At 52.6% G+C, this 23,271-nt stretch carries 17 protein-coding genes and 1 pseudogene; 8 read left to right on the top strand and 10 right to left on the bottom strand.

Features of this window, described 5'->3' with window-relative positions:
• Positions 1–33: 33 nt before the first annotated feature.
• From KTE_RS22270 to KTE_RS22255, 4 genes are all read right to left on the bottom strand, one after another.
• Positions 34–807, bottom strand: a complete 774-nt coding sequence (locus KTE_RS22270) for a hypothetical protein (protein ID WP_201384770.1) — start codon at positions 805–807, stop codon at positions 34–36.
• 109 nt (positions 808–916) lie between these two features.
• Positions 917–2,296 (bottom strand): HEAT repeat domain-containing protein, encoded by a 1,380-nt coding sequence (locus KTE_RS22265; protein WP_201384768.1) that lies wholly within the window; start codon positions 2,294–2,296, stop codon positions 917–919.
• Entirely contained in the window at positions 2,293–2,877 is a 585-nt protein-coding gene (locus KTE_RS22260) for an RNA polymerase sigma factor (RefSeq protein WP_201384766.1), read from the bottom strand. Before KTE_RS22260 ends, KTE_RS22265 begins: the two co-directional genes overlap by 4 nt.
• Before the next feature lie 209 nt (positions 2,878–3,086).
• Positions 3,087–3,992 (bottom strand): ABC transporter ATP-binding protein, encoded by a 906-nt coding sequence (locus KTE_RS22255; RefSeq protein WP_201384764.1) that lies wholly within the window; start codon positions 3,990–3,992, stop codon positions 3,087–3,089.
• 409 nt (positions 3,993–4,401) lie between these two features.
• On the opposite strand from KTE_RS22255, the gene KTE_RS22250 reads away from it, so the two are divergent.
• From KTE_RS22250 to KTE_RS22220, 7 genes are all read left to right on the top strand, one after another.
• Complete coding sequence (locus tag KTE_RS22250; RefSeq protein WP_201384186.1) at positions 4,402–5,268, top strand: SPFH domain-containing protein; 867 nt, start codon at positions 4,402–4,404, stop codon at positions 5,266–5,268.
• Positions 5,269–5,351: 83 nt separating this feature from the next.
• Complete coding sequence (locus KTE_RS22245) at positions 5,352–6,278, top strand: NAD(+)/NADH kinase (RefSeq protein WP_201384762.1); 927 nt, start codon at positions 5,352–5,354, stop codon at positions 6,276–6,278.
• Positions 6,279–6,528: 250 nt separating this feature from the next.
• Positions 6,529–8,727, top strand: a complete 2,199-nt coding sequence (locus KTE_RS22240; RefSeq protein ID WP_201384760.1) for a WD40 repeat domain-containing serine/threonine protein kinase — start codon at positions 6,529–6,531, stop codon at positions 8,725–8,727.
• 3 nt (positions 8,728–8,730) lie between these two features.
• On the top strand, positions 8,731–11,070 hold the full coding sequence (locus KTE_RS22235) for a WD40 repeat domain-containing serine/threonine protein kinase (protein ID WP_201384758.1): 2,340 nt from the start codon (positions 8,731–8,733) through the stop codon (positions 11,068–11,070).
• A gap of 3 nt (positions 11,071–11,073) precedes the next feature.
• Positions 11,074–13,254 (top strand): WD40 repeat domain-containing serine/threonine protein kinase, encoded by a 2,181-nt coding sequence (locus KTE_RS22230; protein ID WP_201384756.1) that lies wholly within the window; start codon positions 11,074–11,076, stop codon positions 13,252–13,254.
• A gap of 4 nt (positions 13,255–13,258) precedes the next feature.
• Positions 13,259–15,556, top strand: coding sequence for a WD40 repeat domain-containing serine/threonine protein kinase (locus KTE_RS22225; protein WP_201384754.1), 2,298 nt, complete (start codon positions 13,259–13,261; stop codon positions 15,554–15,556).
• Between the two features lie 204 nt (positions 15,557–15,760).
• Positions 15,761–16,006 carry a heavy-metal-associated domain-containing protein gene (locus KTE_RS22220; protein WP_201384752.1) on the top strand — a complete coding sequence of 82 codons (246 nt, stop codon included), beginning with the start codon at positions 15,761–15,763 and terminating at the stop codon, positions 16,004–16,006.
• Positions 16,007–16,090: 84 nt separating this feature from the next.
• Here KTE_RS22220 and KTE_RS22215 read toward each other — a convergent pair whose 3' ends face one another.
• The 6 genes from KTE_RS22215 to KTE_RS22190 all read right to left on the bottom strand — a co-directional run bounded on the left by KTE_RS22215 (position 16,091) and on the right by KTE_RS22190 (position 20,825).
• Positions 16,091–16,765, bottom strand: coding sequence for an isoprenylcysteine carboxylmethyltransferase family protein (locus tag KTE_RS22215; protein ID WP_201384196.1), 675 nt, complete (start codon positions 16,763–16,765; stop codon positions 16,091–16,093).
• Positions 16,766–16,848: 83 nt separating this feature from the next.
• Positions 16,849–17,589, bottom strand: a complete 741-nt coding sequence (locus KTE_RS22210) for a TetR/AcrR family transcriptional regulator (RefSeq protein WP_201384750.1) — start codon at positions 17,587–17,589, stop codon at positions 16,849–16,851.
• A 212-nt stretch (positions 17,590–17,801) separates the two neighbouring features.
• On the bottom strand, positions 17,802–18,014 hold the full coding sequence (locus KTE_RS22205) for a DUF2795 domain-containing protein (protein WP_201384748.1): 213 nt from the start codon (positions 18,012–18,014) through the stop codon (positions 17,802–17,804).
• Between the two features lie 241 nt (positions 18,015–18,255).
• Entirely contained in the window at positions 18,256–18,717 is a 462-nt protein-coding gene (locus KTE_RS22200; RefSeq protein WP_201384747.1) for an HAD-IIIA family hydrolase, read from the bottom strand.
• 2 nt (positions 18,718–18,719) lie between these two features.
• Complete coding sequence (locus KTE_RS22195) at positions 18,720–20,201, bottom strand: pyridoxal-dependent decarboxylase (protein WP_201384745.1); 1,482 nt, start codon at positions 20,199–20,201, stop codon at positions 18,720–18,722.
• A 12-nt stretch (positions 20,202–20,213) separates the two neighbouring features.
• Positions 20,214–20,825: a helix-turn-helix domain-containing protein gene (locus KTE_RS22190; protein WP_201384743.1), complete on the bottom strand. Its 612-nt coding sequence runs from the start codon at positions 20,823–20,825 to the stop codon at positions 20,214–20,216.
• A gap of 401 nt (positions 20,826–21,226) precedes the next feature.
• Here KTE_RS22190 and KTE_RS22185 point away from each other — a divergent pair.
• Positions 21,227–22,906 (top strand): annotated as a pseudogene (locus tag KTE_RS22185) (AAA family ATPase).
• Positions 22,907–23,271: the final 365 nt, after the last annotated feature.

Genomic DNA, 23,271 nt, shown 5'->3' with positions numbered 1-23,271 from the left:
CTGAATTCACTATCGTTTTCTGTGCGAAAATACCTAACAGCGCCGTTGCTGCCAGGAGACATAGCCCCACAATATCCCTAAGACAACCAGAGCAGTACCCACTAAGGCTAACAAGCTTTCTAAACCCTCGAATGGAGATACCACCATCAACCCGCTATCAGCGATAATAGTAACACCGAAGAAGCCATTCGCTATAACCATACCAACTGGTGTGAGAATTGTACGACTAATAGTGGGCACACCATAACCCGGGCGTAAGAGATTCCCCCAGAACCAATAGCAGATGAACAGGAAACGATATAAATTCGTGCCAAAGAAAGCTGGCCCTGCCAGCGAAAAAGCACTGACAAACAGCATACCGGGTAGCATAATGACTGCAAAGCAAAGTACGCCATAGAATACAGCCAGAATATCACGCACGAGCCAGCACAAATAGGCAACACCAATTCCATAACAAAGTAAAACAGGCAAAAGGGTTGCACCTAAATTCCCCAGATACTTTCCCAGGATGCGTACGCCTACAGGCACAGATAAGGCCTGGACCAATTCTTCCATCATTGCGTTGCGATCCCGTAGTAGGCGATCCGCCATAAGTATCCCTACCCCCAGTGGCAGGAAAAGGTTGGCATTGCTAGCTAGGAGGGCACTGATGTGCAAGAGAGCGCTATCAAACGCAACGTGTTCATCAAATGAGCTTTTATATAGAAAGCTGCCCATAGAATGTGGAAGCCACATCCTGTTCAGGCCGAATTGGAACGCGATAAGCAGCACAGGTACAATCCAGACGGCAATACGCCGGATCTGCATACGAAATTCATAGCGCATTATGCCCACGAAACTCGAAAAACATCTCACTGTCCGTCAGAATCTCCTTACTCTAGAACTCTAGAATAAATTACATATGTCGTTTCCTTGCCTACGACCACCTCGACCACCTGACCACTCTCGGTTGGCGTGGAATAGCGACCAGAGCAACAACCAGGCAAAGCGCGGTAAGCAAACATATTGATAAATTCGTTTGCCACCAGGAAGAAAGAACAAAATCAATACCCAGAAAAGTATTTAGAGGCGTTGTCTTCATCTGGATAGACTGGCTTGCTTCCAACAATAACGTCACACTGGCCGCACCCCAGGCTCCAATCAGCGACGAGAGCGCCAGGGCCATAGAGGCAAGCAAACACATGGGACCTAACCATATGTGCAAGATATCCAGAAAGTTTTCGTGATGGGTTAGAGCCAATAACACGGACATCCCCAGAGCCAACAAGACATTGTAACCAACTACTAACAGAAAGCGGCAGAACACTATCAGCCGCATAGAAGTAGGGGTCGAGCTTATTAATTCGAAGCCCGCGTCGTGCTTCATCCCATAGAGAAAGGGTACATCACAGGCTGCAGCTGCCGTCGTGAACACAGCGAGGACGGAGACAGCCATCTGAAGCTGAGTTTCAGAGTGTACTTTAAAGAAAAGGAAGATGCCTACACTAAATACCACCAGGAGCGGAGCAATCCAGACACCACTATGAATCAGGCGTATCTGCATCAACAAAAGTTGCCAGACCTTTAAGAACGCGCCACGCCATGATCGACGAGTTGGATGTGACATCAACTGAGCAACCGTATCCAGCGCCTGTGCAGCGGCTGTTCGGACCATGCTATCCTGGTCGTGGGCAACGACAGACAATGCTTCAAGTGGAAGAGCAATACCCTGCTCACTTAACATACCGAATGTCAAAGCAGCAGCCTCGCGCACAACCCAGGAACGATCCTGTAAAGTGAGAGATAATTTGTCTGCTGGAACGTCTTCTCCCAGAGAACCAAGAGCATGCACTGCCGCTGCACGTACCGCTTCATCTTCATCATGAAGGGCGGCGCATAATGGTTCAACACAAACTGGATCCTGAAGGTACCCCAACATCCGCACAACTGCTTCGCGAACACGCCAATCGTCGTCGTGTGTACGTATTTCAACCAGCTGCTCTAGCGAAACACTGCTTCTCTCCATGCTTAACACACGAAGCGTTGCCACACGTATGGATGGGTGAGGGTCCTCTAACATAACAAGTAAGCGTTCATGATACTCCTGAACAGCCGATGGAGGTATATCGCTCAGGGCCTGGAGACGGACATGCCAATCAGAACTCTTTAGTGACTGATCAATGTTCACGTAAGGATGCTCAAACAGCGAAGCGCTTTGACCTAATCCCAATTGTCGCAGAACATCACTTGCCAGCGTAGTAGGAACCACATGCTTTTCAGCCCCTTGTCCAGACACAAAGGGTGTAGACTCATTCATCTCGACCGCACCTCGCCTTCCTGAGTGGTTAACGCACGACGCAACAATTGCGTGCCACGATAAATACCAGATTTCACAGTGCCCAATGGGATAGCAAGCAGATCTGCAATCTCCTGGTGATTCAGTTCTTCGAAATAATAGAGATTGACGAGTGTACGAAATTGAAGTGGGAGACGGGCTATATACTCTTCAAGAGTACGTATCCATTCCCGCTGTTCGCTCATTATATCTGGCTGGTCATACCAGGCACTTTGCCAGGTTTGATCGAAGTCCTCAAGCAGGTCAAGGGAAATTTCATGTACCCTTGTCTGACGCAGATGCCCATAAAACGTATTCACCGCCACTTTGTAGAGCCAGGCTTGAATCTTCAACGTACGCCTCCGTTCGGCCGGGTAATTGCGCAACGTTGAGTACGCGCGTAAAAAAGCTTCTTGGAGAATGTCTTCCGCGAGTTGGGCATGGCCTGTCTGGCGCAAGATAAATACATATAATCCCTGCTGATAGCTCGCGACTAGCTGCGCGAAGTGCGCATCAAGATCCAGCGCGAGTAACTCAGGTAACCCGATTTCCGGATTCTTCATGCGCCTGCTTCATTCCCTTTCGTCAATCTTTTGCTCTGTCTATATAGTAGAGTGCAGAAAGTTATGTTTTGGTTCCCGTTTTCAGGAGACAGCAGAAGCCTTTTTGATAAACGTGAGCCGCAATGTGCCCTTGTAGCTCTATTCAGCAGGCATTGAGATATGCCCAGGCAGCACCGCGCTATCACTGTATATGCTCTAACTTCAGGGTATCATTTATCAAGAGGGGATATAGTAGGGGCTAGAGTTTGACGGGCATTACGCATAAACCAGACATAACTGTCTTCCAGGTTGGGATCGATGGCTACAACGTTGGAATAAGATGGGTATTCACCTACAACACGATATTGTGTGTTCAGACCCATATTGAGCGTTGAGACAACAGTAAAGTTGCCCGCTGGCTTTTGACCAGCGGTTGTGATCTGCCAAACCTTGCCACGTGTCTCCTTCAACATATCTGAAACCGTTCCCTGAAAGAGCATATGGCCATTTGCCATTAGCACAAGCTGCTGACAGGTTTGAGCAATGTCTTCGACGATATGCGTGGAGAGAAGCACAGTTCGTTTACCCGCCAGGTCCGAAAGCAAGTTACGGAAGAGGATACGCTCTTCAGGATCAAGACCCGCTGTAGGCTCATCGACGATGAGAAGTTGAGGATCGTTGAGGAGAGCTTGTGCAATGCCGACGCGACGTTTCATGCCACCGGAAAACGTTTTGAGCTTGCGATGAGCGAGATGGCTAAGCGCGACTGTCTCTAGCAACTCATCAACACGTCGCCGTCTCTGTTTACCATCATTGAGGCCTTTGAGAATACCCATATAGTCCAGAAACTCATACGCTGAAAGGTCAGTATACACCCCTAATTCTTGAGGCAGATAGCCCAGGATACGCTGGATCTGGGTCCGACCTCGCTCTGTAGCCCCATCATAGCTGCCGACACGAATTGAGCCTTCAGAAGGGGAAAGAACTCCCGCCAGAATGCGCATGAGGGTGGTTTTGCCCGCGCCGTTGGGGCCAAGCAGACCAAACATGCCACCAGGGATGGTCAGGTTCAGGTCCTCAAGAGCATGGATACCTCCCCCATAGACTTTGGTAAGATGCCGAACTTCTATTCGCATGCTGAGTATTCTCCTATCAGAGTAAACGATTGTCACCTATAGCGTTACTAGCGAGCATACGGCCATTGTACCAAACCACGTAAGATGAGTAAAACCAAGATGGCATCAATGAACATTCTCGGGAAACAATCAATCAAGAAGCAGGCTTGAGTAGATGGAGTTCCTTTTTTGCTCGTTAATGCTTGACTTTCCCTGGCTTTTTCTGTACACTACTTAGTGTATACTTCACACTAAGTAGCACTCTGTTCAATTTCATTTGAAAAGGATTCATACCGCCTGCGGCGGTAGGGGAAAGGGACGTAGAGGGGCTGACGCCCCTCTGCACTCCCTATCTTTCATTTTCAAGAGAGCTGTAACAGAACAGTAGGTATGCAGATTCATGCTCGCTCGCATGGAAAGGGAAATCAGCATGGCACTCTTCTCATACTTTAAATCAGAGCCAACAGAGTATATTCTCGCGTATGTGAATGGACATGTGGTGAGACGGGGCACGGGACTCTCTTTCTGGTATTGGGCACCCCATACGTCGATCTCTCTGGTGCCAATCTCGACAGTGGATGCGCCTTTCATCTTTAACGAGACAACAAACAATTTCCAGGCCGTGACCGTCCAGGGCCAGGTGACGTTTCGTATTGTTGCGCCTGAGACGATGGCACAGCTCCTCAATTTTACGGTTCAACCACGCACGCGTCGCTACCAGAGTGAGGACCCGGTCAAGTTGCAGCAGCGCATTGTCAACATTGTGCAGATGCATACGCGGAATCAGCTCCAACAGCTCTCGCTTGAGGATGCTCTGCGCAGCTCGGAGTCACTGGCCCGGAATGTCCTGGCCCGTCTACGTGAAGGAAATGAACTGGCAGCCCTGGGTATTGAATGCATGAGCCTCTTCTATACAGCACTGAAAGCGACGCCGGAGATGACGAAGGCACTGGAGGCAGAGCAGCGTGAGGCACTACAGCGTCGCGCGGACCAGGCCATCTATTCGCGCCGAGCAGAGGCAGTCGAGCAGGAACGTAAGATCAAGCAGAATGAGCTGGCAACCTCTGTGGTTTTGGAAGAGCGTCGTAAGGAACTCGTCAACCTGCAAGGAGAGAATACCCGTCAGGAGGCCGAGTACGAAGCTATGGCTATGCGTATTCGCCTCGCCCCTTATAGGGAGCTCGAGGTTAAACAACTGCTTGCCCTATCCTTCCACGATTTTGCGGATAACGCCCATAAGATTGGCAATTTGACGATCACCTCTGAGATTCTCGAACAATTATTGCATGGGCAGTAAGCCTTGAATACATACCACACCAGGAACAGACATATGCATGTAGCGCATCTGTTCCTGGCTACTGCTACACCATGGGAGGATTTATGGCTGCTATTGAACGCATTGTTGTTGTAACCAGAAAAACGGCTCTGGAGGAGTTGGTGCAGCGTATGAATAGCTGGGCGCAGGCACGTTTCTATCTGGAACAGAATCAGGTCGCATTTCGCGAGTATGAGCAGGCCGATGCACAGTACCACCGTGCCGTTGACTTTGCGCGCCAACATCTCCCATCTACAGTAAAGCAACATTTCATTGACCGGGACTTCCTGCCAACCTACCAGTTTCGTGAGCGCGACCTGGTCGTGACGATCGGACCTGACGGGCTGGTCATCAATACCGCCAAGTACCTCACAACACAACCCATCCTGGCTCTCAACCCTGATCCTCAACGCGTCGATGGAGTCCTGATTCCTTTTCACTACGAGCAGGTGCGGAGCGTTGTCGAGCAGGCCGCGCGGGGACGCAGCGAGATACGGCACGTCTCGATGGTGAAGGCGACGTTGAACGATGGTCAGATATTATACGCCATCAATGACCTGTTTATCGGTCAACGCAGCCACACCTCAGCCCGCTATCTGCTCCAACTTGGGGAACAGCACGAAGCACAGATATCAAGTGGCATTATTGTCTCTACCGGGGCGGGCAGTACTGGTTGGTTACGCTCGATTGTACAGGGGGCATGGGCAATTGCGCACCCCCAGGGGCATGAACAGGTGTTGCCAGTGGCACCATGGGATGCTGATACGCTCTGGTACACAGTTCGTGAACCATTTGTCTCGAAGGTTTCCCAGGTAAATATCGTCTTTGGACAACTCAAACCAGGCCAGGAGCTTGTGATTACCTCGCAGATGCCCGATAACGGCGTTATTTTTAGCGATGGTATCGAGAGTGACTATCTTGCCTTCCATTCAGGTCTGATCGCGCGTGTGGGATTGGCAGAACGAAAGGCACACTTTGTCGCGGCCCAATGAGCTATGCATATAATGATCTCTTCTACTTTTTGGTTCCCAAAAAAGCATATCTCTTACCCGTCTGACAGCGGCATGCAGAAAGGTTGATCTCGTGCTCCGACCGTCGTGCCCCCGCAAAGCTCAATGTATCTGCACACTACTTTGAGATGTCAGGTAAAAAGTGGTGGAGCACATATCCATCAAGCTCTATTTCTGCTATATTACTGGATAACAGTTGAAATCTCGCATGAAGGATTAAACGAAAGCGTATATGGAAAAACAGGATGTTTTACCGATCACAGAAGTAGCCGCTCTAGGCCGCTATAAGATCGTACGGCGCATTGGACGCGGCGGAATGGGTGAGGTTTGGCTCTGTGATGATCCTCGCTTAGGTCGCCAGGTAGCGATTAAAACATTGCCCGTTCATGGGCAGCAGGATCAGGATTTTGTAAGACGCTTTGAATACGAGGCCAGATCAGCTGCCGTCTTGACACATCCCCATATTTTAGAAGTCCATGATTATGGTAAAGAAGTGTTGTCAGATGGCTCACTTCTTCCTTTTATCGTCATGCCGTATATTCAGGGCAGATCCCTCGGTAAGTACCTGGCAATCCGGCCATACCTGCTGCCCCCTCAGGGCATCTTTCTCTTTTTGAGACAGGCAGCCGAAGCCATTGATTACGCGCATAAACAGGGCATCATCCATCGCGATATTAAGCCCGATAATATGCTCCTGCGCGATGAACAGTGGCTTCTCCTGGCCGATTTCGGTATTGCCCGCATACTCACTTCAAGTGTGCAGATGACGAAAGGGAGTGTAGGCTTCGGCACCCCTGAATATATGGCACCTGAGCAGGCACAAGGCAAGGCAACGATCACGAGCGACAATTATAGCCTGGCTGTGATCGCCTTTCAATTCTTCACCAGACACCTCCCTTTTCAGGGAGAGACCGCTCTCGCTACGATCTTGCAGCATCTCACGCTTCCTCCCCCCTCTCCGCGCCAGTATAACAACGATCTTCCTGCCACGTTTGAGCAAGTACTCTTACAGGGCCTGGCCAAAGATCCGCAGAAACGCCCTGCGCTCGCGAGTGAGTTCGTTCAACAATTGGAGCAGGCATTCTTTGATTCCTCCTTTATATTTCGGCACCTGGGCACGCTAGAAGAACATCCGGAACTCGCATTTCGCGAGACGCCACCAGGAGAGGCTGCAACTCAGGAGACGGGCAAACGTACACTCTCGCGTCGTCAACTCCTCTTTGCGGGTGCCTCTGGCGCCGCGCTCATCGCGGGTGGAGCACTAGGGGCCTGGGGCTACATACATATACAGCCAACACATCTCCAGGACCTACCACAACCGCCCGCCCTCTCGGCTCGCCCGCCCTCTACGGGCCCTCATAAGCCCTCATTAGTTCTGATCGGGCATACGAGACATATCAATAGCCTCTCCTGGTCGCTCGAGAGTACATCGCTCTTTTCCGCTGGCGTGGATGGCTATGTGCTACGTTGGGATATTGAGGATCTCTTGCGTCAGCCTGATCAAGCACCGGGTGCTCCGCTCTACGCGGCTCAATCCCTGCCTTATTACGGCGGGCAACTCTATCCCTCCTGGTCACCCGATGGCAAAACATTGGCGATTGCCAATACCGTCTGGAATGAGCAAAAGGTCCAGGTCCAGCTTTGTGACGCCAAATTTCACGAGAGGGCAACAATTACCCTTGCAGATGGCACAAATCCTCTCGCAGGGCTCACCTGGCTCTCCAATACTCAACTCGCGCTCGTACACATTGAGGGGTACACACAGCAGAATCCTACTGACCCTGGAAACTATACGGTCTATGTTGTGGATACACGTAATCCCAGCCAGCCAACTAAACTATTTACGCGCGCGAACGATCTCATTGTCGGCGACAATGTATTGATCACTCCCTCAGCAACGAATACAACGCTCTACGCCTTTCTTCACGGAAGGAACATCGAAGTTGGGGCGTTCTCGCTTTCTGATCACCCCGACTGGCAAATAAAGGAACATTTCACCCTCCTGCCAGCACCTCACACTGGGTATGAAGGAGACACTATTCAGGATGCACGCTGGGTCGCTGATGGCAAATATATCGTCGTGCTTTCCGAGATTGACCCCCGGCTGTTCTTTTATAACTGGCAGGAGCAATCTCCCGCTTTACACGCCTTCACAGTCCCTACGACTGGTAAGGGAAAACCACGGAATATCAACTGCATAGCATGCAATCCAACGTCAATGTCACCCGCTCTGGCTACTGGCACAGATACCGGTGACTTGTATCTCTGGGATATGAATGAAAGCAAGGCCACGCCTGTTCGCACGCTCGATACACTTGGCCGCACAACGCCTATACCTACACTCTCCTGGTCGCCTGATGGTAAATGGCTGGCCGCTGCATTCGATGACCGCGATCTCTCGCTTCTCATCTGGCAGCTAGAAGGACGATAGATAATGTTCGCACATCAAACACATCAATGGCAGGGCCGCTCACTCGGACGTTACCTCCTGCTCAGCCTGCTTGGGCGTGGGGGAATGGGTGAGGTCTGGCAGGCTGAAGATACACAACTCCATCGCCAGGTAGCCATCAAACTCTTGCTTCCTGTTCTCGACAGTGAGAAGGAATACCTGGACGCCTTCCAGAACGAGGCACGTCTAGCCGCCTCACTCGATCATCCCCATATTCTCTCTGTCCATGATTTTGGGGAACTACACCAGGGTGATGATGTTATTACCTACCTGGTCATGCCATTTCTCAATGGGGGCGCGCTGCGCAATCGTATGGAGAGCCTGGGGGAGCTTCTTCCTACCAGGGTGAGTTTGCGCTATCTGCGCCAGGCTGCTGAGGCCATTGACTACGCGCACAGTCGACAGGTGCTACATCGTGACGTGACACCCTCCAATATGCTACTCCAGGATGACCAGCTCTATCTCTCCGATTTTGGCATTGCGCGCTTACTCTCGACCTCGACCTATCACAGCCGTACCAGTGTGGCGGTCGGCACCCCGGAATATATGGCCCCTGAACGCATCCAGGAGAAGGCTGTCACGGCCAGCGATCTCTACAGCCTCGCAGTCATTGCCTATCAACTCTTCACTGGCAGACTACCATTTGAGGGCGAAGATGCTCTCGCTGTGCTACTCAAACATATTCAGGAACCACCTCCCTCTCCTCGTCAGTTTCAGCCGCAACTTCCCGAGGAGGCTGTGCAACTGCTACTTATCGCGCTTTCAAAACAACCTGAGGAGCGCCCTTCGAACTGCGTAGCCTTTGTTGAGGCCCTGGAGCAGAGTTTACAAATACGCCAACCGTCTCATATCACGAAGGCAGATGATCCCGATGCAACGCTTGTCGCGCCCTGGAATAAGCGCGCCCACAATGCTACACGAGAAAGCGGTCCCTATCAAACCCTTCCCGTTGGGATTGCCTCTACGTTGAACCTTGCCACGCCTGGCACACAACTACACACGTTTTCAACAGGGCAAGCTCTTGAAACGACACAAACACAAGTACCCGACCAGGCACGCAAACGCGCTCACGTGAACAGGCGGGCCTTTATGCTGGGTGTTACCTCGGCAGCCGTCTTCCTGGCTGGCTCAGGCCTGGCGTTAGGGAGCTCGCTCTATCGCTCATATGCGCAGGTGCCTGGTCCCCAACAGTTGCATCCCGGTCGACCCATCCTGAAACTTAATGGACTAACCGATATTATCTGGAATGTCCGCTGGCACCCGCGCGGCCGCTACCTGGCAACCGCTGGCTACGATAACCTGGTCCAGGTCTGGGACCTTGACGCCTCACTCTCTTCCCAGGGGCATACGCCAAGCAACCTCTCCCACGCTTCGGCAAATTGGAAAATTGGAGCCACTGTCAACCGGAATAGCCTGACCTGGTCGCCAGATGGACACGCTCTGGCGCTCTTTGCCCCTCTGGAAGGATGGGCAGGCTCAGATGCAGTCCTGGCAACGGTCGATGTCTTTCAGCCTCGCGCCTCCCTTCAGCTCTACACTGATCCCAGCACCAGCGCAGATAGATTGTATCGCGGCTTGAGTTGGTCATCTTCTAATCAGGTGCTGGCAACAGGAACCAGGCAAGGGAATATTTCGCTCTGGCATCCAGGGACAACCCATGGTGTCTTCAAACGCTTTACCAATCCTGAGCAATCCACGCAGGATACAGTGTCGGATCTCTTTGATGCCCCTCCAGCCCTCTGCTGGTCACATGACGAGCAGCAAATTCTGGAATACTTTCAGCCAAACAGCATTACGAGCTGGAATGTCCAGACTGGTCAAAGAGCCACGCTACTGACCCTTCCTGAAAAGCCAGGGCAAAAGGGTATCGTGTATTTCTTGACGTTCCTCAATTCGCCCACTAGCCCGACGCAGTTCCTTGCCAGCGATGTCGATATTGCCGTCATCTTTGACACCGCTCAGAAAAAGGTGCTTTCTATCCTGGGATGTGCTGACCTGGACGCGCACCGCAGCGTCATGATACCGTCCTATTCAACTTTCAATAAGTTTTGTCCGCAATTGGGGCAACTCACATGGTCACCCAATGGCCGTTATGTCGCGGGCACCTATTTGAGCAGTAATCAAATCTTCGTCTGGGACTTACACAATACCCAGCCGCACCTCTCCTCGGACGGCCATCACCTTCCTGAACTGGCCTTCGGCAAAAACAATGGGCACAGCCAGGGAGAAGTTATTGTCGACCTGGCCTGGTCTCCTGATGGGCGTTATATAGCATCTTCAGCAACCGATGGCATAGTCCTGATCTGGCAGGTAGATGGAGAGTAGACAATGATACATACCTCTACAACACTTCAACGCCTCAATGTGAACTCATTGGGACGCTACCAGATACTGCGCCGCATCGGACGCGGCAATACAGGCGATGTCTGGCTCTGCCGAGACCCACGTCTTGAGCGCCAGGTAGCAGTGAAAACACTACCTATTTACCCACAACAGGATCGCGCCTTTGCACGGCGCTTCGAGCGAGTAGCAAGAGCGGTCGCGGCCCTTGCTCATCCCCACATACTTCAAATCCATGACTATGGGAAACACCTCCTTCCTTCAGGAGAAACGCTCCCCTATATAGTGTTCCCGTTTATTGAGGACGGATCGCTGCAAGGTCACCTCACATCTAACCAACCACTTCCAGCGGATAAGGCATTTACGCTCCTCAAGCAAGCTGCTGAGGCCATCGATCATGCCCACCAGCACCATATCATCCACCGCGATATTAAGCCTGCGAATATGCTAATACGCGATGGGCGCTGGCTCTTGCTTGCGGATTTCGGCATTGCACGCCTCTTGACATCTCCTGAACAAGATGCCAGGGGCGAAAGTGACCTGGGAACACCAGAATATATGGCCCCCGAACAGGCTCAGGGCCGGGCCACGACGACGAGCGATATCTATAGCCTCGCGATTATTGCCTATCAACTCTTTACAGGTCATCTTCCCTTTGAGGGTGAGACCGCGCTCTCGACAATAATGCTGCATGCATTAGAGAAGCCGCCCTCGCCTCGTCAATTCAACGCCGCTCTCTCGGCTACCTTCGAGCGGATCCTGCTTCAAGGCCTGGCAAAAGAGCCCCAACAACGCCCCGCCCTGGCAGGGGAGCTGGTGGAACAGTTAGAGCAAGCCTATGGGCACACTGCGCACCAGTATGTCGCTTTGCGTACGCAGCGTGATCTACCGACGCTCGCGTTTGAGGACGAATCCATTCATGACATAACACACCAGAAGGTTACACGACCTGACCGTCGTCAATTCCTGCTCAGTAGCGCGGTCACGGTTGCCTTTGTAACTGGTGGAGCATTGGGAACCTGGGGCTGGCTACAACATACCTCTACCTCTTCTCCCATACTCCCGTCCCAGCCTCCCCTCTCCGCTCGTCCTGCTCCCTCAGAGTCACGCGATCTGGCGCTTGTGCTGACCGGGCATAATGCTGCGCCCACTCAAATGGCCTGGTCCCCTGATAGTAAAACACTTATTACCGCCGGTGACGATACGCTGGTACTGCGCTGGGATATTGCCAGTCTCCTACGGAAACCAGATCGTTCTGATACGTCCCCATTATATAGTGGGAAGCACCTGCAATATGAGTTTGATGGGTCTCTCGTGGCGTGGTCACGAGATGGGCAACGCGTGGCCGTGGCGAACTACCTCAACAATAACAAGGCGCAGCTGGGTATCTTCTCACCACAACTGGCGCCTCTCACTCCTCCCATAATGTTAGAACGCTACCTCAGCCTCTGCTGGCTCCCCAACAATTCCCTGGTGATACTCAGATTCATTCCAGAAGATGTCTCAAAGAAAACGCCGAGCCGTACTGAGATGTGTACGCTGGACGCGCAGCTACAAAATCTGCATGTCATTGACCCCAATGCGGGCAAAAATTTAGCCTTCAAATCCGACACGCTGTCTCTCTCCCCTGATGGGACACAGGCGGCATTCCAGCGTGATGACAACATTGTTATTGGTTCCTTCCAGATATCATCTGCCACCACAAGCTGGCAGCCGCGCAGCACCCTGCCCTTGCCTTCATCAAATTATGACGTTGCCTGGGCCGCGGATAGTAAAACACTTGTAATGCTCACGGACTCTGATACTGGCAACATCAGCTACTTCTCTTCTCAGGATGAGGCGCTAAACCTTCAAATTCCCTCTAGCTTGAGAAAGCCAACCGACGACGCGAATATACCGCTGGATTCTTCCATTAGCGCGCCGCGTATTAATTGTATCGCCTGCAATCCCGCATCACTTGCTCCCGCGGTAGCCGCAGGCACCACCGGCGGGGAAATTTTCCTCTGGAATCTTCGAGATAAAGCTCCTCCCATACATGGCCCGCTTACCAGTACAACCACTGGCACGCGAAGCGTTGAGGCACTCTCCTGGTCGCCTGATGGCAAATGGTTGGCAGCAAGCTATGGAGATGACAACGCCTCTATTTTGATCTGGAAAGTGCGAGGATAGCCCTATGTTAGCGCAACACACCCAATGGCAAGATCAGATGCTGGGACGCTACCGCTTACAAAGGTTGTTGGGACGCGGCGGGATGGGTGAAGTCTGGCTGGCAGAAGATACCGATCTCCAACGCCAGGTAGCGGTGAAACTGCTTTCGCCAGTTTTTCGCTCACAACAGACATACTTTCAAGCCTTCAATCGTGAAGCACGCCTGGTTGCCTCGCTCGAACACCCGCATATCCTTTCCGTCCATGATTTCGGCGAGTTTGAGCTTGCCGAAGACGTGATAACGTATCTCATCATGCCCCTTATTTCTGGTGGATCACTTGAGAGTCTCTTGCGCGAGCAGGAGCAACCGTTACCACGCTCCATTGCGCTACGCTACTTGCGCCAGGCTGCTGAGGCCATTGATTTCGCGCATAGCAAACGGATATTGCATCGTGATATCAAGCTCGCCAATATGTTGCTGCAAGATCACTGGCTCTTCATCTCTGACTTCGGCATCGCGACGCTACTCACGACTCAGGCATTTCGCAGCCAGACAAAAGCTGGTGCGGGCACACCTCTCTATATGGCTCCTGAGCAGAGCCTCGGCAAAGCACTCCCCGCCAGTGACCGCTATAGCCTGGCAGTCGTAGCCTACAAACTCCTCACAGGTCATGTCCCTTTTGATGGCGATAGTCCTTTCGCCGTCGCGCTCAAACACATTCAGGACGTGCCGCCCTCACCACGCCAGTTCAATCCTGAGCTTTCTCAGGACATTGAGCACGTCCTCTTACGTGGCCTGGCAAAAGATCCCGATCAGCGCCCAGCCTCGTGTGTGGCCTTTGTTGATGAATTAGAGCGCTTGCATCACCCGCCGCATCTCGTTCCACGCGTTGAAAACGATCCAGCTTCGACCTTGATCAAACCCATGGACGAGCTACACTCTGCACGTCGCTCTTCTCCTCCTCAGGAGACATCACAGGCGGGCGAAGTCTCCCCCCGTGATCGGTCACGCTCCCAGAACGCAAACAGCGTTGGAGATCAGGCGGCACAAGAACAGTTAGCTACAACTGCTGGCGCGCATCGGCCTCTCTCACGCCGCTCGCTTCTGCTTGGAGGAGCTGCCGCTACCATACTCCTGGCTGGCGGAGGCTACGCCCTCGCCAACGCCTATCAACCAGAAGCAACACCGCGCCGTGGGCCACAACGCCTGATTCCAGGTATTCCTCGCCTTAAGTTTACCGGGCATGCCGATGGTGTGAATAATGTGTGCTGGAACCCTCAGGGGCGTTTTCTCGCATCTGGCGGTCTCGATACCCGGATCATGGTCTGGGACCCAACCTCTATCTTACAAACACCGACAAAAACAACACGATCAGTTACACAGCCTGCTGCTCAATGGAAACTATTCGCGGAAAACTATCGCCATGACCTGGGCTGGTCCCCTGATGGCCGCTTTCTGGTAACCGCCCCTCATGAGAGGGGTGCATCTGTGACGTATATTTTTAGTAGGACGGTTGCGACTATTGATGTCTTCACACCCCAGGCTCGTATCGCTCTCAATAGTGATCGTAGCGGAAACTATGATACGATCGACGAGGTTTCCTCGCCTGCCTGGTCTCCTGATGGTAAATCTATCGCTACCGCGACCGACCAGAACCAGGTCGTTTTCTGGAATGCTCCCGGCCCAAATAAAGGCCGGGGAATTATCAAGCTCTTTAATAATAGTGTTACGAGTACCAAAGATTACTATGAAATCTCTGTTATTCGCTGGTCTCTCGACGGATCTCTCCTCCTTGGTTTGGACAACAAGTTTCACCTGCTCGCCTGGGATCCCCAGACGGGGAAACAACAGGTATTCCCTCTTCCCGACCGCTCTGCTGAGCTCAAGGTATGGGCACAGACTCACCAGACACTCAATATGCGCAGCCTGGCAACCTCTCTGGCTCTGCCCCATCAGATCCTCGTCGACGCCTTCGATGTCGCGGCTATCTTTGACCTTCAGCAACACAAAATTGTTACGCTTTTGACCGTCGCCGACCCCGTACTCAAAGGGTTACTCCAGGTTAGCAAACTCGCCTGGTCCTCCAATGGCCGCTATGTGGCTGGCTGTTACCTTGGTAGTAACCAGATCTATATCTGGGATCTCGCGAACTCGCGCTCTCGCAAGACCAGCAACGGTTTTAAGTTGCCCGACCTATCCTTTGGCAAAAACAATGGACACAGTAGCGATATCTTCGACCTTTCCTGGTCACCTGATGGTCGTTTCCTGGCCTCTGCCTCCGCTGATCACTCAGTGATCATCTGGCAAGTCGATGCGGAATAGGTTTGTCAGATAGTTATTAATTTCATGTCAGCATCAATAGAGCGCTCTACGAGTAGACAAAGCAGTTCTCTTTTGAGTACACTAGAGGTGGAAATAGATATATGTCGTGCGTTCTTCGAAAACGGTAACCATTCCTCCTCCATGTTCTTGAAGGGAGCGAAGGAAAAACATGAAGTAAGCTAGCGGTAAAGAAAGGAACCCTTCATGTCGCACCAGTATCATTTTCAGGTCGAAGATGTCACGTGCGAGAAATGCGACGCCCGGATTCGTCAGGCACTTCTGGCGCTTCCTGGTACCCAACAGGTCGAACTCACACGTACACAGGACAACGAAGCTACCGTCATTTTGACGACAGCGGAAGATCTACCCACCACACACATTGAAACGGCCATTGAGCAACAATCAGCGGGAACATCTCATCAGTACAAGGTTCGTTGGAAAAAAGCATAAATAGCAATGAAAGAAGCGTTTTCCCCTAACATCATCAATGGGGCGATAAACGCTTCTCCAGCCTTTATTCCTGCAATTCCGCCTTTACCACACGTATGGCACCAACCGATAGTGTACCTTCTGTGTGTACTCGCTATATCCGTCTAACTCTTGCTTGAGCATCTTTTCTTCGTCGAGGATGCGGAAGGCGAGCCCAATCACGCCAGGGATGAGGATGACAAGCCCCCACCAGGAGTCGAGCGCAAGGGGGATACCTACCATCATGATCAGCGTTCCCACATACATCGGGTGCCGCACGAGCCCATAGAGACCAGTGGAGATGACTTTCTGGCCCGCCTCTACCGTGATGTTGGCGGCTGCATAACTATTCTGTATGACCACAAGCATGGCGATACCAAGTCCAATCGCGACCAGAGCATCCCCAATCACTGAGACAGCCGTTGGAACTGGCGACCAGCCAAAACGATGGTCGAAGGCGCTGAATATCATCACCGCTGGCAGCGACAGGAGTGCAACAGAGATGATAATTTTCTGCACTGTTCTGGTTTCCGCCATTGGCCCGGCATGCATACGCCGCTCAAGGGCTGCCGGGTTCTTCAGACTCAAGTAGATGCTAGGGACACTCGTCGAGAGGGTAAAGACGGCAATAAAAACCCATGCCTGCCAGTAATTGAACGTCCACGCTGGCAAAAACAACACCAACCCAAACACTACAAGTCCAATAAGTCCAGTACCGACTGCTTGAAGACCAGTTTTCATGATCGCTTCTCTCTTTTCTCGTCGCGCGTTCTCTTGGCTCATTCGCTTGCCAATTGGACGTGGAGGACGGTGTTGTAACCCCATTAGGGAGCTTGCCCTGGATCTTCCTGCTGATTATTCTCTCGTATCGCTTCAACCCAGAGTTGCACCCCTTCGGCATTGGTTCGGTAGAAGGTGTGCGGTGGCACACCTAATACTCGCTCGATAGCATCCATGTAGACGGCATGGGTAGTAACTATCTCTTCAATGAGGCGTTGATCATTGTCGCGTGTCCGGTCTAAGGCGAACAGTAATTCAGCATGCCTGTCTCCCATCCCTTGTAGCAGGGTCACAATGACTTCCCCTGCGTTGTCAGGATAAGCGACGACAAAGCTGCCTTCCTGAATGCCTTGCCGGACGATCTCGTTGAGCAGTTGCGCTCGCTGTCTGGCAATCGCCTCAGTCACTCTGAGTCGCACAACGGCATTGCTATCGGAATACCAGACACGCCCAATCCTGACCACTTCCGCCTTGCGCTCCATTCTCAAGCGGTCCAGCGTATCAAAGAAGCCCTGGAATTTTTCGCGGGCGCTCAGCTTAGGGTCATCAATGAGCTGTCGAAGCGGCTTCCCCGACTCTTCCTTGATCTGCTTGATGAAGGCTTCTAACAAGGCTTCGCGCGAGGCGAAATAATGATGGAAGGCCCCTCTTGAGATTCGCACTTCCTCCAGGATGTCCTGGATCGACATGCACTCATACCCCTTGCTCAACATCAGTCGCTGGGCCGTATTGAGGATCTGTGCACGTTTGGCTGCGTATTGTTCTGGTCTAACGATTCGTGCCATTGCCTCTCCTCAATTAATAAAAAGACACTCTGACTATTAATTATAATCAACAAATTTCTCTTGTCAAGGATTCAATCACCTCCATCTTCGTATTTCGGACTCTACAACAAAGCGGAGCAACAATAAGAATGGAGTTAAAAAAACGACTGGGAAAGCATATGATAGCTTATGCTTTCCCAGTCGTGTCTCTTCCATGTGCGTCTTACACGTGCTTATCTCTGACCACGATCCATATCGCCAATCGCCTTGCTGACATCCGTCGGCTTATTGAATGTCTCATTGGGTAAGCGATTCAGCATTTGTTCAACTTGCGCATCGGCTCCATGTTGCTTGGCATAGTTGATCACTTCTTGTTTGTCGGCCGGATAATCCATTCCCTTGAGGCACTTCTCGACCTGAGCGGAATTCACTGGTTGTTGTGACATATCAATGTTCTCCTATTTTCCTGTTTTTTCCAAATACATACTCGTATGTACGACGTGGAACACACGTCTGTGTTGTGTCCACGCAATCATCTTGAAACAGAGGAGGTTCTGATTGCTTGCCGATTCTCGTTTCCTTCGCCGGTGCGGAAGAAAGGAGAATCGGGGGAAAGCTTTCTGCTCGCTCTGTCGTCCTTCATTAGTATGAAGAGGATGAAAAAATAGCATATGTTGGGGTATCAACCTAACAGGATGGGAAAAAATCATGTGCCCATAAAAATGTCCCTATACCAGCGAGTTGAGCACATTGCTCATCGTTTGCAGTATCTCCAATCAACACGGCCTGTGCCAGATTGATCGCATGCGTTCGCGCCAGGTCGAAAACCATTCCAGGTTGTGGCTTACGGCAAGGGCAGCCAGCGAGCGGATGGTGCATACAGATGCGATAGTCAGTAATCACCTGTCCAACCGCAGCATTGATCTGGTCAATAAAGCCTCGCGCTGTCGCTTCAGAGAGTTGCCCCAAAGCCACAGCTGCTTGATTGGTAATAACAAACACAGGTGTTCCGCGTAGAGGCAAAAGATGATCTCTCACACCTGGCAATAGCGTGACCTTCCCCGTCTCAGAGCAGGCGATCTCATCCTGCTCAAGGGCAAGTAATGTGCCGCCCAGGTCAAAAAAGTAGGCACTGTAGTGTTTCTCCATGGTCATTGCTCCTGCTTTCGGGAAAGCGCTGCTGCGTGCCGCACGCTCTCCAATAAGATCCTGAGATCATCCGGAGTTGTAGCATCGTGAAGGATGCAAGCACGTAACGCAAACTGGCCGTGAAGGACAGTACTGGTGAGAAAGGCTTCTCCTGTCAATTGGAGCAAGGGAACCAGAGCACGGTTCATCTGCTCAATACCCGCCTCATCTCCTTGCAGTTCCAGAGGCAGGTAGCAGAAACAGACGATAGACAGCGTCACTGGAGCAACACGTTCAAAGTCAGGAGCTGCATCAATCAGCGATGCCAGCTGCTGCGCAAGGGCATTATGATGCTGGATACGCTGTACCAGCCCCTGACGTCCCGTGGTTTGTAAGACCATCCATACCTTCAGTGCGCGAAAACCGCGGGTTTGCTGGAAACCATACTCGGAGAACCAGGGGAGATTCGCAAAACCTTTGCCTTCTTCAAGCTGCAGATAGGGAGGAACAAGGCTAAAGGTTTCACGAAGCAGGTGTTTATCTGAAACCAGGGCACAGCCACATTCGACGGGGACAGAGAGCCATTTGTGAGGATCGATGGCGACCGACTGTGCACGCTCAATTCCCTCAAACAGAGGCGCAACCTGCGGGTCCACTTTGCCTACCGCACCATAGGCCCCATCCACATGCAACCAGAGTGACTCTTCTGCACACATATCTGCCAGGAGAGACAAAGGATCGATTGCCCCGGTATTGACCGTTCCTGCACTTGCCGCCACACAAAAAGGCTGTCGTCCCGCAGCTCGGTCAGCTTGAATGGCTGCTCGAAGTGCAGTCACATCCATCCGAAAGGTTGAATCGGTTGGAATCAGGTGCAAGGCGTTGCTACCGAGGCCAAGCATCTCAGCTGCTTTGCGAATGCATCCGTGCCCTTCTTCCGAGAGATAGAGGACCAAATCTGGATTCTGTGCTTGCAGCCCTCGTTCTCGCACGTTCCATCCCGTTTCTTTCGCCGCCCAGAAGCGCGCTGCTGCCAGGCAGGTCAACGTTGCCATCGAGGCCCCGCTCACGAAAAGCCCCATACTTTTCTCTTGAGGAAAGCCGATCAATTCCATCAGCCAGCGGATGACACTATATTCCAGATAAGTGGCGGCATGATCTCCCCCTGCGCAGCTGGGATTGAGGGCCGCCGCCAAGAATTCGGCGATAATGCCAGGCAGGGCAGGAGGCGAATTGACCCAGCCGAAAAAGCGAGGATGCCCATTGCCCATGGGATGGGTAAAAAGACGATCGCGAATAATGGTCAACAGTTCTTCTGGCGGTATTCCCTCTTCGGACAAGTCCTGGGTCAGTAACTCCTGTCGCTCATCAGGAGTCATAGGGACGAATACCGGGCGATCTCGGAGAGTTTCGAGGTAATCGGCGGCCATATCGACTGCCAGATGGCCGAGTTGGCGAAACGTGACCAGATCCTCTACAAGAGGAGATACGAAGGAATCAGACATACAACGAACTCGCTATCTATGATGAACATGTGGAACGGGAGAGGGTGGAATCTCCATCACAAGGTAATAGGTGCAGGGCTTTTCCCCTGGATTGGCAAAAGCATGCTGGCAGTCGCCAGCATAATAGATACTATCTCCCGCCTGGAGCAGATAAACAGTGCCGTTCAAGGTCAGTTGCAAGGTTCCTTCTTCGACAGCGATATATTCGCGAGAACCAGTGCCGTGAGGAAGAAAGACCCCCGCATCGACTCCAGGCAAGATGGTGGTACGCATAAACTCAAACTCTATTCCAGGCAAAACGGGAGAGAGAATGCGCCGCTCCCAACCTGACGGATCTTGTACAACCTCTTGCTCCCTATGACACAGAACAATCACCTTTGCTTGTTGTTCTTCTTCAAGAAGCCGAGCGAGACTGGTTCCCAGGGCTGTTGCAATAGAATCAAGCACGAGGACGGATGGCACCTTTTTGCCGCGCTCAATGTCGGAGAGCATACTACTGCTGACTCCCGATTGTGAAGAAAGGACCTCAAGAGAGAGATGCCGACGGAGTCGTTCCGACCGAATACGCGCTCCTAAGTCAGTCAGATCAAGTCCACTCGCCAAACGTGGCATTGGTACTTCCATAACAAAATCACCTCCATAGAGAAATTATATCCTCTATAGAGGATATAAACAAGAGAGAAGGCACGACCACTATTCCCTTTTTCTTAAATAACCCATGGATGCCGCTCTGTATGTCCTCTATGTCATGGGGCGGAGTGATAGCCGCTGACGCCTGTCACCGAATATGAGTTTCGGAGGGCATGAAAAATGCTCCTAGAACCATGTCTACAGAGTGTAGAATAGCTTTACAGAGAACGCGGAGAGAAAGCCCCGGTCATTCATGCCGGGATGAATCGCCGCCTCTGCTGGATGAGAGGAAAGAGAGCAGGGTCAGAGGCCTGGAACTTGCGTTCTTCCGGACACTCTGCTACAATAGGCGTCAGTGGATCAAGATCACGTGTGCGTTCATAGAAGGGGCCAGAATGCCGAAGAAGTGTCAGGGACAACGCAAACAGAAGGAACAGCAGAAGAAGCGACCTGCGACCCCCACCTTTCTGCTGGAACTGCCCCTGGCCGTCGATGCAGGGCAAGCCGCCCGCCTGCGAGCCCATCTGGAAGCCGCTCGTCAGCTCTACAATGCCATCCTCTCCCACGGGCAACAGCGTCTGCGCCATATGCGAGCTGACCCCGCCTGGCAAGAGGCCCGCGCCCTTCCTCGCACCCACAAAGCGGAACGCGCGGCAGCCTTCTCCGCCTTGCGCAAGGCGCATGACTTCTCCGAAGCCGCCCTGCATGAAGCCGTCAAGGGACTACGCGTGGGCTGGATTGCCGAGCACATCGAGGCGGTGCTGGCGCAAACCCTAGCCACTCGCGCCTATCGCGCCCTCAACCGCGTCTGCCTGGGCAAGGCCACACGCGTGCGTTTCAAGAGCCGAGGGCGCGGCTTCTCCAGTCTCGAGAACAAGCGCAACGATACCAGCCTGCGCTTTGTCCTGCAAGCACCCGAAGCCGGAAACGCAGGCTTTCTCCTCTGGAATGGAGACCAGCTGCCCGCCCTCATCGACTGGGAGGATGAAGTGGTCACCCATGGTCTCAAGCACCGCATCAAGTACGCTCGCCTCATCCAACGTCCCGCCAGCAGTCCCAGAGCCGCCGGAGCCGATGCGCAGGGCTCTCGCTACGTGGTCCAACTTGTCCTGGAGGGCAAGCCTCACCAGAAGCCCAAACACACCGTTGGGACGAGCACCGTTGGAGGAGATCTGGGACCCTCGACGCTGGCTCTGGTTCCCCAGGAAGGGGAGGCGAGCCTGCAGGTGTTCTGCGCGGAACTGGCCCCTGATGCCAAGGCCATTCGTCGCTTGCAGCGGCAAATGGAGCGGCAGAGGCGAGCTGCCAATCCTGAACACTACGACGAGAAAGGTCGCATCAAAAAGCAAGGCCAAAAGAAGCGGCGATGGAAGCAGAGCAAGGGCTACCAGGCGACGCGACGGCGCAAAGCGAGCAAAGAGCGCAAGCTGGCGGCGCACCGCAAGAGCCTGCATGGCCGCAAGGTGCATGAGGTGGTCGCGCTGGGCAGCACCATCATCATCGAAAAGATTTCCTACAAAGCCTGGCAAAAAACGTTTGGCAAGAGTGTGGGACTGCGAGCCCCAGGGATGTTTGTGGAGTTGTTGAGACGCACCGTTGCAAGCACGGGCGGCATCCTCATTGAAGTTCCCACACGCACGACAGCGCTGAGTCAATGGTGCCATGGCTGTGGCAAACGGGTGAGGAAGCCCCTCTCCCAGCGTTGGCACCAGTGCTCTTGTGGCGTGGGTCCCGTCCAACGCGACCTCTACTCGGCCTTTCTTGCCGCCTATCTCGATCCAGCAGATCCCATTCCCTCGTGTGCCCGATACCAGGGGTATTGGGAGGGTGCGGAAGCGCGCCTGCGGGCAGCACATGAGTGTACAGCATAACGCGCGAAAGAGGGGCAGGCTCTGCCCCGAAGCTTGGGCCTGGCCTGAGCTGGAGCGCGTCTGCCCAAAAGTTCAGGGGAACCACCACTAGAGCCAGCCTCCCTGCTTGGGTGGGAAGAACTGGAAGCGTGGGCCGAATCCCTGGAACCCCCGCTGCTTTCGCGCGGGGAGCTCTCAGATCTGTCTCTTCTTCGAGTATGCTAAAGTTAGTAACACACGTCAAGAAGCAAAACATGCCGTATTCTCCTCAACACATGGCTCAATATCTGCTCGCGCTCCAGAGAACACCTCGCAACGAACCTGGGCTTCAGGTCTTCCTGTCGCATAAGTGACTGAGGATGCGGTGTATGGAAGCGCACAGCCGCCGCGGGCTGACCTGGAGGCACTGAAATAGCAAGCGTTGAACGTGTCATTACAGAATACGCAGGAAAAAGACGTTCGGGGCAAGGATATGCCCTCAATGCCGACCTTCGTTGAGCTGTCGAACAGTACGCGATGGAGCACGCAAAGGCCTTTTATATTCTCTATATTTGCTGGGTAATTTTTGGGTAATATGATATTACCCAGTT

The sequence above is a fragment of the Ktedonobacter sp. SOSP1-85 genome (genome assembly GCF_016587415.1).
Classification (GTDB): Bacteria; Chloroflexota; Ktedonobacteria; order Ktedonobacterales; family Ktedonobacteraceae; genus Ktedonobacter.
This window is presented reverse-complemented; position numbering and strand designations above follow the sequence as displayed.

Excerpts from the sequence above, each read along its gene's own strand:
- KTE_RS22270 (WP_201384770.1), bottom strand. The coding sequence starts at position 807 with ATGCAGATCCGGCGTATTGCCGTCTGGATTGTACCTGTGCTGCTTATC.
- KTE_RS22265 (WP_201384768.1), bottom strand. The coding sequence starts at position 2,296 with ATGAATGAGTCTACACCCTTTGTGTCTGGACAAGGGGCTGAAAAGCAT.
- KTE_RS22260 (WP_201384766.1), bottom strand. The coding sequence starts at position 2,877 with ATGAAGAATCCGGAAATCGGGTTACCTGAGTTACTCGCGCTGGATCTT.
- KTE_RS22255 (WP_201384764.1), bottom strand. The coding sequence starts at position 3,992 with ATGCGAATAGAAGTTCGGCATCTTACCAAAGTCTATGGGGGAGGTATC.
- KTE_RS22250 (WP_201384186.1), top strand. The coding sequence starts at position 4,402 with ATGGCACTCTTCTCATACTTTAAATCAGAGCCAACAGAGTATATTCTC.
- KTE_RS22245 (WP_201384762.1), top strand. The coding sequence starts at position 5,352 with ATGGCTGCTATTGAACGCATTGTTGTTGTAACCAGAAAAACGGCTCTG.
- KTE_RS22240 (WP_201384760.1), top strand. The coding sequence starts at position 6,529 with ATGGAAAAACAGGATGTTTTACCGATCACAGAAGTAGCCGCTCTAGGC.
- KTE_RS22235 (WP_201384758.1), top strand. The coding sequence starts at position 8,731 with ATGTTCGCACATCAAACACATCAATGGCAGGGCCGCTCACTCGGACGT.
- KTE_RS22230 (WP_201384756.1), top strand. The coding sequence starts at position 11,074 with ATGATACATACCTCTACAACACTTCAACGCCTCAATGTGAACTCATTG.
- KTE_RS22225 (WP_201384754.1), top strand. The coding sequence starts at position 13,259 with ATGTTAGCGCAACACACCCAATGGCAAGATCAGATGCTGGGACGCTAC.
- KTE_RS22220 (WP_201384752.1), top strand. The coding sequence starts at position 15,761 with ATGTCGCACCAGTATCATTTTCAGGTCGAAGATGTCACGTGCGAGAAA.
- KTE_RS22215 (WP_201384196.1), bottom strand. The coding sequence starts at position 16,765 with ATGAAAACTGGTCTTCAAGCAGTCGGTACTGGACTTATTGGACTTGTA.
- KTE_RS22210 (WP_201384750.1), bottom strand. The coding sequence starts at position 17,589 with ATGGCACGAATCGTTAGACCAGAACAATACGCAGCCAAACGTGCACAG.
- KTE_RS22205 (WP_201384748.1), bottom strand. The coding sequence starts at position 18,014 with ATGTCACAACAACCAGTGAATTCCGCTCAGGTCGAGAAGTGCCTCAAG.
- KTE_RS22200 (WP_201384747.1), bottom strand. The coding sequence starts at position 18,717 with ATGGAGAAACACTACAGTGCCTACTTTTTTGACCTGGGCGGCACATTA.
- KTE_RS22195 (WP_201384745.1), bottom strand. The coding sequence starts at position 20,201 with ATGTCTGATTCCTTCGTATCTCCTCTTGTAGAGGATCTGGTCACGTTT.
- KTE_RS22190 (WP_201384743.1), bottom strand. The coding sequence starts at position 20,825 with ATGGAAGTACCAATGCCACGTTTGGCGAGTGGACTTGATCTGACTGAC.